The organism is Arenimonas sp. (assembly GCF_019459675.1).
Classification (GTDB): domain Bacteria; phylum Pseudomonadota; class Gammaproteobacteria; order Xanthomonadales; family Xanthomonadaceae; genus Arenimonas.
This window is the reverse complement of sequence record NZ_JAIBFH010000061.1, coordinates 1-10,021: the sequence shown is the minus strand read 5'-3', so window position 1 is coordinate 10,021 and position 10,021 is coordinate 1. Positions and strand designations below refer to the sequence as shown.

Annotated in this window: 11 protein-coding genes and 1 pseudogene; 7 read left to right on the top strand and 5 right to left on the bottom strand. The window is 66.8% G+C overall.

Translation table 11 applies throughout. The features are described from left to right. Together K0M70_RS02425 and K0M70_RS02420 are read left to right on the top strand one after the other, a co-directional pair. Nucleotides 1-363 (top strand): 8-oxo-dGTP diphosphatase (locus K0M70_RS02425; RefSeq protein WP_290778791.1); only part of this gene is annotated, 363 nt, incomplete at its 5' end. Between the two features lie 265 nt (nucleotides 364-628). After that, complete coding sequence (locus K0M70_RS02420) at nucleotides 629-1,075, top strand: PA2169 family four-helix-bundle protein (RefSeq protein ID WP_290778789.1); 447 nt, start codon at nucleotides 629-631, stop codon at nucleotides 1,073-1,075. 86 nt (nucleotides 1,076-1,161) lie between these two features. Here the strand turns inward: K0M70_RS02420 and K0M70_RS02415 are convergent, their stop codons facing one another. Then, complete coding sequence (locus K0M70_RS02415) at nucleotides 1,162-3,363, bottom strand: M3 family metallopeptidase (RefSeq protein ID WP_290778786.1); 2,202 nt, start codon at nucleotides 3,361-3,363, stop codon at nucleotides 1,162-1,164. Between the two features lie 154 nt (nucleotides 3,364-3,517). On the opposite strand from K0M70_RS02415, the gene K0M70_RS02410 reads away from it, so the two are divergent. Further along, on the top strand, nucleotides 3,518-4,000 hold the full coding sequence (locus K0M70_RS02410; RefSeq protein ID WP_290778784.1) for a glutathione peroxidase: 483 nt from the start codon (nucleotides 3,518-3,520) through the stop codon (nucleotides 3,998-4,000). A gap of 9 nt (nucleotides 4,001-4,009) precedes the next feature. Here K0M70_RS02410 and K0M70_RS02405 read toward each other — a convergent pair whose 3' ends face one another. Further along, nucleotides 4,010-4,567, bottom strand: a complete 558-nt coding sequence (locus tag K0M70_RS02405) for a TlpA disulfide reductase family protein (RefSeq protein ID WP_290778781.1) — start codon at nucleotides 4,565-4,567, stop codon at nucleotides 4,010-4,012. 66 nt (nucleotides 4,568-4,633) lie between these two features. Further along, nucleotides 4,634-5,410: pseudogene (locus tag K0M70_RS02400) on the bottom strand (ferredoxin--NADP reductase). 150 nt (nucleotides 5,411-5,560) lie between these two features. Between K0M70_RS02400 and K0M70_RS02395 the strand changes: the two are divergent. The 3 genes from K0M70_RS02395 to K0M70_RS02385 all read left to right on the top strand — a co-directional run bounded on the left by K0M70_RS02395 (nucleotide 5,561) and on the right by K0M70_RS02385 (nucleotide 6,883). Beyond that, nucleotides 5,561-5,770 carry a cold-shock protein gene (locus K0M70_RS02395; protein ID WP_290778779.1) on the top strand — a complete coding sequence of 70 codons (210 nt, stop codon included), beginning with the start codon at nucleotides 5,561-5,563 and terminating at the stop codon, nucleotides 5,768-5,770. 181 nt (nucleotides 5,771-5,951) lie between these two features. Next, the gene (gene slyD / locus K0M70_RS02390; protein WP_290778776.1) at nucleotides 5,952-6,434 is read left to right on the top strand and encodes a peptidylprolyl isomerase; all 483 of its coding nucleotides are present in this window, start codon (nucleotides 5,952-5,954) and stop codon (nucleotides 6,432-6,434) included. Between the two features lie 23 nt (nucleotides 6,435-6,457). Further along, nucleotides 6,458-6,883: a CoA-binding protein gene (locus K0M70_RS02385; protein ID WP_290778773.1), complete on the top strand. Its 426-nt coding sequence runs from the start codon at nucleotides 6,458-6,460 to the stop codon at nucleotides 6,881-6,883. 5 nt (nucleotides 6,884-6,888) lie between these two features. Here the strand turns inward: K0M70_RS02385 and K0M70_RS02380 are convergent, their stop codons facing one another. After that, complete coding sequence (locus K0M70_RS02380) at nucleotides 6,889-7,989, bottom strand: sterol desaturase family protein (RefSeq protein WP_290778770.1); 1,101 nt, start codon at nucleotides 7,987-7,989, stop codon at nucleotides 6,889-6,891. 104 nt (nucleotides 7,990-8,093) lie between these two features. Between K0M70_RS02380 and K0M70_RS02375 the strand changes: the two genes are divergently transcribed. Further along, nucleotides 8,094-8,483 (top strand): hypothetical protein, encoded by a 390-nt coding sequence (locus tag K0M70_RS02375; protein WP_290778767.1) that lies wholly within the window; start codon nucleotides 8,094-8,096, stop codon nucleotides 8,481-8,483. A gap of 23 nt (nucleotides 8,484-8,506) precedes the next feature. Here K0M70_RS02375 and K0M70_RS02370 read toward each other — a convergent pair. Beyond that, nucleotides 8,507-10,021 (bottom strand): molybdopterin dinucleotide binding domain-containing protein (locus K0M70_RS02370; protein ID WP_290778764.1); only part of this gene is annotated, 1,515 nt, incomplete at its 5' end.

Here is a 10,021-nt window from a genome sequence, read left to right as displayed (position 1 = left end):
GGCGGCAAGCTCGAGCCGGACGAGGACGTGTTGGCGGGCATGCGCCGGGAAATTCACGAAGAGGCGGGCATCCACTGTTTATCGACCCAGCTTCGCGGCACCATCAGCTGGCCGGGGTTCGGCAAGCAGGGCGAGGACTGGCTGGGCTTCATTTTCCTGGTGACGTCGTTCGAGGGTGAGCCGCCGGCGCGCAACGACGAGGGGGACCTGGCCTGGGTCGCACTGGACGATCTGGCCGCCCTGCCGCTGTGGGAAGGGGACCGCCATTTCCTGCCCCTGGTGTTCGACGGTGACCCACGGCCGTTCCACGGCGTGATGCCCTACCGGGACGGGGCCATGCAGTCCTGGCGCTATTCCCGCTGATTTGGCTCAAGTTCGCTTAAAATACCGCATCAGCAGGCTAAACGGATTCAATCCAGCGATTGAAACGGCGGCACCAAAACCCGGAATAACCGAATTTTCACGCCGTGGAACGTATGATCCACGGGCTGGAAGCTGAGTTCCCGGGCTTTCCACCGTTATCCGTTCGCCTTTGCGATCGTCCGCCCCGCACTGCCGGGGCCCTCCGCCGCCTGGCTTGGGCAGCGGGACGACCGCTCTGCCCATCCCTTACGCCAAGGAGCGCCGCATGACCGATACCACCAACAGCATCTCGGACCTGATTGACATCAGCGAAGACGGAATGGCGTTCTACGAAGAAGCGGCGCAGAAAGTAAAAGACAAGAAACTCAGCACGCTGTTCAGCCGCTTGGCCAAGGCCAAGTCGGATTTCGCGCAGGAGCTGTCTGGCGAGGTCAAGCCGGTGGCCGGCGGCAAGAAGAAGACGGCCAAGAAGGCCGACGGTCCGCTGTTCGAGCTGAGCAAGGCCTACGCCGGCCTGCTCAAGCAGTGGCCCGAGTCCAGCGCCGAGCGCTTCACCCGGATGGCCGAGGTCGAGGGCCAGCTGCAGGTGACGTTCCAGAAGGTCGTGCTCGACCGTGACCACAGCTTCGTGGTGCGCGTCCTGGCCAAGCAGTACGTCAGCAAGGCCGAGGTCCTGAACAAGGAGCTCCGCGCCTGCCAGCGCGCCGCCTGAACCAAGCTGCCGCGCTGAGGCGCACGCACAAAAAACCTCCCGGGTCGCCCCGGGAGGTTTTTTTTGGTCCGGGGTTTGCCGGCGGCTTACTTGCTGCCGCCGATCGGATTGTCCAAGCCACGGCGAAGCAGCAGCGGGCCCACTTCCGGGTCACGACCGCGGAAATCGCGGAACAGCTGCATGGCGTCCACGCTGCCGCCGCGCGAAAGCAGGGTCTGGCGGAAATGATCGCCGTTCTCGCGCTTCAGGCCACCGTTCTCCTTGAACCACTCCACCGACTCGGCGTCGAGCACTTCGCTCCACAGGTAAGCGTAATAGCCGGCCGAATAGCCGACCATGATGTGGGAGAAGTAGGTGCTGCGATAGCGCGGCGGCACCGGGGCATAGTCCAGGCCCGCCTGCTTCAGCGCCTGGGCCTCGAAGGCCAGGGTATCGGCCGGGACCTGGTCGGCCTTGAGCTGGTGCCAGCTCTGGTCGAGCATGGCCGCGGCGAGGTATTCGGTGGTGGCATGGCCCTGGCCGAACTGCTCGGTGGCCATCACTTTGTCCAGCAGCGCCTGCGGGATGGGCTCGCCCGTCTCGTGGTGCTTGGCGTAGTTGGCCAGGATGGTCGGGTCGGTCGCCCACATCTCGTTCACCTGCGACGGGTATTCGACGAAGTCGCGCGGCACGCTGGTGCCCGAGAACATCGGGTACTTCACGTTCGAGAACAGCCCGTGCAGGGCATGGCCGAACTCATGGAACATGGTGGTGACCTCGTCGAAGGTCATCAGCGTGGGCTGGCCGTCGGACGGCTTGGGGATGTTCTGGTGGTTGGCCACCACGGGCGAGGTGCCGGTGAGGCCATTCTGCGCCACGTAGGCATTCATCCAGGCGCCGCCGCGCTTGTTCGAGCGGGCGTAGAAGTCACCGATGAACAGGCCCAGGGGCTTGCCGTCGGACTCGAACACTTCCCACACGCGAACGTCGCTGCGGTAGGTGGGCAGGTCCTTGCGCTCCTTGAACTCCAGGCCATAGAGCTGGTTGGCGGCGAAGAACACGCCGTTCACCAGCACGTTGTCGAGCTCGAAGTACGGGCGCAGCTGCGATTCGTCGAAATCGTACTTCTGCTTGCGCACCTTCTCGGCGTAGAACGCCCAGTCGGCGGCCTCTAGCTGGAAGCCACCGCCTTCGGCGTCGATGATCGCCTGCATGTCGGCCGCCTCCCGGCGCGCGTTGGCGACGGCGGCCGGCGCGAGGTCGGAAAGGAGCTTGTTGACGGCGCCGACGGTCTTGGCGGTTTCGTCTTCCAGCACGTAGGCGGCGTGGGTTTCATAGCCCAGCATGGCGGCGCGCTCGGCGCGCAGCTTGGCCACGCGGGCCACGATGTCCCGGTTGTCGAACTCGCCGCCGCGGCCGCCGCGCGTGAGCGAGGCCTCCATGATCTTCTTGCGCAGATCCCGGTTGGTCAGGTTGGTCAGCGGCGGCTGGCCGCTGGTGTTCTGCAGCGCCAGCAGGTACTGGCCTTCGTTGCCGGCGGCCTTGGCGGCTTCGGCGGCAGCCGTGATGGCTTCCGCCGGCAGGCCGTCGAGCTCGGCGACGTCGGTCACCGTAACGCCCGAAGCGTTCACTTCCTTGAGCACGTTCTGGCTGAACGTGGTCGCCAGCGTGGCCAGCTCAGAGTTCATCGCCTTGAGCGTTTCCTTGTCGGCGTCCGACAGGTTCGCACCGGCGCGCACGAAATCGGTGTGGTAGCGCTCGAGCAGGCGCAGCGACTCGGCGTCCAGGCCCAGCTGGTCGCGCCCGTCGTAGAGCTGCTTGATACGGGCGAACAGCTTGCCGTCCAGCAGGATGGCGTCCTGGTGGGCGGAGAACTTGGGCGCCATGTCGGCCTGCACGGCCTGCATGACCGGGTTGGTGTTGGCGCCGGCCAGGTTTCCGAACACCGCGGCGGTGCGGGTGAGCAGGGCGCCGGTTTTTTCCAGGGCCACGATGGTGTTCTCGAACGTCGCGGCCTCGCTGCTGCCGGCAATCGCGTCCACTTCGGCGCGCTGCTCGCTCATGCCGCGCTCAAGCGCGGGCGCGTAATGCTCGTCCTTGATCTTGTCGAACTCGGGCATCTGGTAGGGCAGGGCGCTGACGGCGAAGAACGGATTCGCGCTGGCCTCGGCCGGCGCGGCGGCCGGTGCGGCGGCCGGTGCGGCGGCCTGGTCGGTCGCCGGCGCCTGGGGCGCTTCGGTCTTGCTGCAGGCGGTGATGGAAAGGCCGAGCGCAGCGGCGAGCGCGAGGGTCAAACGATGGGTTTTCATGCGGATTCCTTGCTGGTTTCGAGCCCGTCGAGGTGCGGGGGTGAGGTCGCCTGAAAGGGTACCGCACCCGGCGCGCCGTATCCCCATGACCAATGGCAGGGGGGCCATGCGCGGTTTGCGCTAGTCTGTCGAAACCCACCCGGAGCCCGCGACCATGACCACTGCCTACGACTTCAGCGCCCGCGACATTGACGGCCAGGAAACCTCCCTGGCGGCCTACAAGGGCAAGGCCCTGCTGGTGGTCAACACCGCCTCCAAATGTGGCTTCACGCCCCAGTACACGGGCCTGGAGAAGCTTTCGCAGGACTTCAAGGACCAGGGCCTGGTGGTGCTGGGCTTCCCCTGCGACCAGTTCGGCCACCAGGAGCCGGGTGATGAAGCGGAGATCAAGAATTTCTGCTCCCTCACCTACGACGTCAGCTTCCCCATGTTCGCCAAGGTGAACGTCAACGGACCCCAGGCCCACCCGCTGTTCCAGTGGCTCAAGGCCGAGAAGACGGGCCTGCTGGGCATGGAGGGCATCAAGTGGAACTTCACCAAGTTCCTGGTCGGCCCGGACGGCACCGTGCTCAAGCGCTACGCGCCGACCGACACGCCCGAGAAGATCGGCAAGGACATCAAGAAGCTGCTGGGCTGAAAACCCGCCTCACGTGCCGGCCGGCTTGGCCAGCGCTTCGGGGGGCAGCAGCGCCAGGATCTCGTCGATCAACTGCTTGAACACCTTTTCCGAATACCCCAGGTGGGTGTGGGCGATACGGCCGTCGCGGTCGATGATGAACATGTTGGGCAGGGCCCTCACGCCGTAGAGTTTGCCGACCTTGCCCCGGTCACGCACCCAGGTGAGGTCCACGCCCGGGTTCTCCTTGACCACGCTGTTGAACAGCCTGGGGCTTTCGTTGAGGTTGACCGCGATCACTTCCATGTAGTCGCGCCCCACCGTCTTCTGGACCTGGCCCAGCATGGGCAGCTCCTTGCGGCAGGGGCCGCACCAGGAGGCCCAGAACGTCACGATGACCACCTTGCCGCGGTGCTGGCTGATGCTTACCGGCTGGCCCTGGCGGTCCGTGCCCAGGCTGTCGGGCGGAATCTCGCCGACCTGCGGCTGGGGCGCCGTGGCCTTGGCCGGTTGGGCGCTGGCAAGCGCCGGGAGCATCAAGAGCAACAGCGCGCAGACGCGCAGCCAAGCCAAGGAAGGATGGGGCATGCGGGAGACCTCGCGGGGGGAGGGGTCGAGCATAGTCAGCTGCCCGGCGACCTGTCACCCACGACGCTACTTCTCGACGAAGGCACGCTCGAACACGTACTCGCCGGCGGTGCCGATGCGCGGCGCGGCCTGGAAGCCGCGGCCGTCCAGGATGGCGCGGAAGTCGGCCAGCATCTGCGGGCTGCCGCAGATCATCGCCCGGTCGCGGGCCGGATCCAGGCCGTCCAGACCCAGGTCGGCCATCATCCGGCCGCTGTCCATCAGGGCGGTGAGCCGGCCCTAATGGCGGATGGCTTCACGGCTCACGGCCGGGTAATACAGCAGCTGGCGGGAAATCAGCTCGCCCAGGTGCTCGTGCCGCGGCAGCTCGTTGACGATGTAGTCGTGGTAGGCCAGGTCGCCGGTTTCGCGCACGCCGTGCGTCAGGATGACCTTCTCAAAGCGCTCGTAGACGTCCGGGTCCTTGATCACGCCCAGGAAGGGGGCCAGGCCCGTGCCGGTGGCCAGCAGGTAGAGGTTGCGCCCGGGGTGCAGGTCGCTGATCAGCAGGGTTCCGGTGGGCTTGCGGCTCACCAGCAGGTCGTCTCCGGGCTGGATGTGCTGGAGCCGGGAGGTCAGCGGGCCGTTGGGCACCTTGATGCTGAAGAACTCCAGGTGCTCTTCCCAGTTGGCGCTGGCGATGGAGTAGGCCCGCATCAGGGGCCGGCCCTCGACCTCCAGCCCGATCATCACGAACTGCCCGTTGTCGAAGCGCAGGCCGTCGTCCCGGGTGGTGGTGAAGCTGAAATAGTCCTCATTCCAGTGCCTGACGGTGAGCACGCGCTCGGTGGCGAAGACGGACATGCGGGGTGGCGCCTGGGGGAGGGTCTGGGGACCCCTGATTCTACGCCATTCGCTTTCTGGCCAAGAAGCGAGTATGTTCGGCGTACTACGGTTAGCCCAAGCGGGTCAATCGTGGTTACCTATCATTTTGTTACAACAAGGATTAGAGATATGTCGGATCGTCAGACTGGAACCGTGAAGTGGTTCAACGACGCCAAGGGCTTTGGCTTCATCACCCCGGAAAGCGGCGAGGACGTGTTTGTCCACTTCCGTTCCATCCAGGGCACCGGCTTCAAGTCCCTGCAGGAAGGCCAGAAGGTCTCCTTCAAGGTCGTGAAAGGCCAGAAGGGCATGCAGGCGGATGAAGTGCAGCCGATGTAAGGTTGCCTGCCGCCAGGCAGCTTAGAATCAGCCCCGGTCGGCAACGACCGGGGTTTTTTCTTGTCCCGCCCCGGGCGGTCGGCGCCTCCCGCATTTGCGCGGGCGGGGCGCTTGGCCTAGCCTATGGGCCCTTTTCCAGCCTTCGGATTCGTCCGCCAGGCCTATCTCCACAAGGATTCCCATGCAGATCGCCGAGCGCACCGTCGCGTCGTTCAATTACACCCTCACCAATGACGCCGGTACGGTGATCGACTCGTCCAGCGGCACCGACCCCCTGACCTACCTGCACGGCGTGGGCAACATCGTGCCCGGCCTGGAAAAGGCGATGGAAGGTCGCTCGGCCGGGGACAAGTTCGACGTCAAGGTGTCGCCGGAAGACGGCTACGGCACCCCCAACGAGATGCTGATCCAGGTCGTGCCGCGCGAAGCCTTCCAGGGCGTGGACGACATCGAGGTGGGCATGCAGTTCCAGGCCCAGACGCCGCAGGGCGCCATTTCCGTGGCCGTCGCCAAGATCGAAGACGGCATGGTCACCGTCGACGGCAATCATCCGCTGGCCGGCCAGAACCTCAACTTCGCCATCGAAGTGGTTGATGTGCGCGCGGCCTCGGAAGAGGAAGTGAGGCACGGCCACGTGCACGGCGCCGGCGGCCACAACCACTGAACGCCACCGGCCAGCGCGGTCGCATGATCGAGTCGGACGACGACCTGCGGGCGCTGCTTGCCCGCACCCGCCGGATTGCCGTGCTCGGTATCAAGACGGTTACCCAGCGCGGCCAGCCCGCGATCGAGGTGCCTCGCTACCTGGACCGCGTCGGCTTCGATCTGGTGCCGGTGCCGGTGTACTACCCGGAAGTGGAGGCGATCCTGGGTCGTCCGGTCTTCCGTCGTCTCGTGGACGTGCCGGGCGACATCGACCTGGTCAACGTGTTCCGCAAGCCGGCCGACCTGGCGGGCCACCTCGACGACCTGCTGGCCAAGCGTCCCGCCGCGGTGTGGCTGCAGACGGGCATCCGCAGCGACGCCTTCGCCGAGGCACTGATGGCGGCAGGCATCGATGTGGTGCAGGACCGCTGCCTGATGGTGGAACACCGGCGCCTGGGCGCCGCCTGAGGGCCTCAGCCCGGTGGACGTGGCCTGCCGCGCCGGAACGGCATGAGGTGCTGCTGCACGATTCCTTCCGGTACCGACGCCGGATCCAGCACGCCGTAATCGTCTGGCCAACGGCCGTCGCGCGGCAGCCGGAAGGTGCCCATCAGCATATCCACCAGCGGCAGGTGGATGGCGTAGTTGGCGTCCACCCAGTCGGGTGATCGGGCGTGGTGCCAGTGGTGGTAGCGCGGCAGCACCAGTACGTATTCCAGCCAGCCAAAGCGCAGCCCCAGGTTGGCGTGCGCCAGCACCGCCTGCACGCCCACCAGGATGACGTAGGCGCTGATGGCCGCCTGGGAGAAGCCCAGCACCACCAGCGGCAGCAGCACCATCCCGCGCGTGAGCACGATCTCCACCAGGTGCATCCGCGAGCCCGCCAGCCAGTCCATATGCCGGCTGCTGTGGTGGACGCTGTGGAATCGCCACAGCCATCCCCAGCGGTGGTAGCTGCGGTGCACGAGGGCCTGCGCTAGGTCGGCGAAGAACACTGCCAGCACGAACTGCAGCCACACCGGCAAGGACTGGATGGCGGACTGCAGGGCCGGGAACGCCACCAGCGCCGCCACCTGGGTGGTCCAGGCCGTCACCAGGAACAGGATCAACTGCACCAGCACGTGGCTGGCGAAAAAGTAGGCGACATCCGTGCGCCAGCCCGGCCGCAGCGGGGACTGGCGAATCCTGCCGAAGGCCTGTTCGAGGGGAATGAACACCAGCGCCGAGAACAGCAGCGACACCACGAACCAGTCCAGGCCCAGTGACCAGGGCGTGCGGCCAATCTCATCAAACGGCACGCCGGCACCGCCCAGCAGCACCGCGACGGTGGCGGTGCCTACGCCAAACAGGGCCACGCGCCGATTCCGGCCGCGCAGCACCGCCAGGGTGCCGAGCACGAACGCCGCCACCAGCCCCGCAAGCAGCAGGTGGCGCGCGAATGCTTCTGAATACACCGCCCGGAAATCCCGGCTGGTGAGCTGCTCGGGGAAATGGAAGCAAAGCACGGCCACCAGGCTCAGTGAGCCCAGCCACGCGGAAAGATGCGCTAACCACGACAGACGCTGTGTACCCATAGGCGGATAAACCCGAGGTTTTCGCGACAATAGCGCGATAACGGCAGCACGCAAGCGGGCGCAAGGGGCTAAACTAAGGCTCCCCCCGCAAGCGTGCTGCCCCCGTGCTCGAGCTTCCTCCCGATATCCATCTCAAGTTCGAGGACCGCCTCGATTACCTGTTCGCCGAGGTCACCGGTCCCCGGGACAGCCGGGACATTTCCACCGCCTACTGGCAGCGCATCGCCGAGCAGTGCGGTATCCGCAAGACGCGCAAACTGATGGTGGTCGAGAACCTGGGCGACTTCGACGGTGAGCGCAACATGGCGAACATGGTGGACGCCATCATCGCCATGGGCATGGATCGCCTGAAGGTGGCCTTCGTGATCGGCCGCGTCGAGGAGATGGCGCGGCTGGAGCACGGCGAGATCCTGGCCATCGAACGCGGCGCCAACGGGCGCGTGTTCGAAAGCACCTCGCTCGCCGAGCGCTGGCTCCGGCACGGCGGCGAATAGCCTTCAGGGAAAGCGCGTAGCCTTCAGGCCAGGCGCACCCGCACCTCGACGCCGTTGAGCGCTGCATTGCCCGAGGGCAGGTCCAGCGCCGCGGCATCGGTGAGGTCGTTGTAGCTCGGTCCCACCACCGCACTGGCGCGGGACTGCCGGGTGCCCGCGCGGTCGTGGCCGAAGCCGTGCGGAAGACAGGCCACGCCGGGCATCAACGTGTCGCTGCCGCGGACTTCCACCTCGATCGAACCCACGCTGGAAGAGACAGCCACGCGGGCGCCATCGCCGATTCCGCGGCTCGCCAGGTCGTCGGGGTGCATCAGCAGGTGGTGGCGGGTTTTTCCCTTCACCAGGCGCGGCGCGTTGTGCATCCAGGAGTTGTTGCTGCGCACATCACGCCTCCCGATCAGCCTCAGCGTGGTGTCGGACGCGGCCACCGCGGGCATCGCCAGGCGACGCAGCTCCTCGAGCATCAGCGGCGGGGCGCATTCGATGCAGCCACTGGCGGTTTCCAGACGCGCCAGCAGCGACGGCCGCAGCGGCCCCAGGTCGAGTCCGTGCGGCGCCTGTGACAGCTGTTCCACCGTGATGCCCGAACCGCCGCGGGCCAGGCCCATGCCGATCATCGCCAGCGGCGGCGGTAGGTCCCGCACCGGCTTGCCGGACGCGGCCGCGTAGGCGGCGGCGATGCCGTTGATGATTTCCCAGTCGGCGCGCTCGTCATTCCCGCGTTCGCGCAGGGGCAGGCTGAGCTTGGCGACCCGGCGCACCGCGAACGAGTTGAAGTGCACGTCGTAGTGCGGCTGCGTGAGCGGCGAGGCCGGCGGCAGGATCAGGTCGGCATGGCGGGTGGTTTCGTTGAGGTAGATGTCGATCGACACCATGAAGTCCAGCGAGGACAGTGCCTTGTCCAGTCCACGGCCGTCCGGCGTGGAAAGCACGGGGTTGCCCGCGCAGGTCAGCAGGGCGCGCACCTGGCCTTCGCCCGGCGTGAGGATTTCCTCGGCCAGCACCGCCACCGGCAGCTCGCCGGAAAACTCCGGCAGCCCGCGCACGCGGCTGTGCCAGCGGCCGCGGTTGCCTGGCGACGTGCCCGGACCGGTCACGGGAAGCACGGCCTCGTTGGGCAGCGATCCGCCTTCCCGGTCGAGGTTGCCCGTGACGAGGTTCAGCAGTTGGATCAGCCATTGGCACAGCGTGCCCCAGGCCTGGGTGGACACGCCCATGCGGCCATAGGCCACGGCCGCCGGCGCAGCGCGGAACTCGGCGGCGATGCGGGCAAGGGTGGCGCGCGGGATACCCGTGAGCGCCTCCACATCGCGCGTGTCCACGGCCGCTACGGCGGCCAGCGCCAGGTCAAGTCCGCTGAGCTTGCCGGCGTAGGCTTCGGTGCGCGGCGCCCCCAGCGCCACCACTTCCTGCAGCAGCGCCACCAGGAACCAGGCGTCGCTGCCGGGCCGGATGAAAAGATGCTCGTTGGCGATGCCGGCTGTTTCGGTGCGGCGCGGATCCACCACCACCAGCTTGCCGCGCCCCGCCCCCCCCCC

What these genes read in the sequence shown, in the direction of transcription:
- K0M70_RS02420 (WP_290778789.1), top strand. Translation starts at nt 629, where the DNA reads ATGACCGATACCACCAACAGCATCTCGGACCTGATTGACATCAGCGAA.
- K0M70_RS02415 (WP_290778786.1), bottom strand. Translation starts at nt 3,363, where the DNA reads ATGAAAACCCATCGTTTGACCCTCGCGCTCGCCGCTGCGCTCGGCCTT.
- K0M70_RS02410 (WP_290778784.1), top strand. Translation starts at nt 3,518, where the DNA reads ATGACCACTGCCTACGACTTCAGCGCCCGCGACATTGACGGCCAGGAA.
- K0M70_RS02405 (WP_290778781.1), bottom strand. Translation starts at nt 4,567, where the DNA reads ATGCCCCATCCTTCCTTGGCTTGGCTGCGCGTCTGCGCGCTGTTGCTC.
- K0M70_RS02395 (WP_290778779.1), top strand. Translation starts at nt 5,561, where the DNA reads ATGTCGGATCGTCAGACTGGAACCGTGAAGTGGTTCAACGACGCCAAG.
- slyD (WP_290778776.1), top strand. Translation starts at nt 5,952, where the DNA reads ATGCAGATCGCCGAGCGCACCGTCGCGTCGTTCAATTACACCCTCACC.
- K0M70_RS02385 (WP_290778773.1), top strand. Translation starts at nt 6,458, where the DNA reads ATGATCGAGTCGGACGACGACCTGCGGGCGCTGCTTGCCCGCACCCGC.
- K0M70_RS02380 (WP_290778770.1), bottom strand. Translation starts at nt 7,989, where the DNA reads ATGGGTACACAGCGTCTGTCGTGGTTAGCGCATCTTTCCGCGTGGCTG.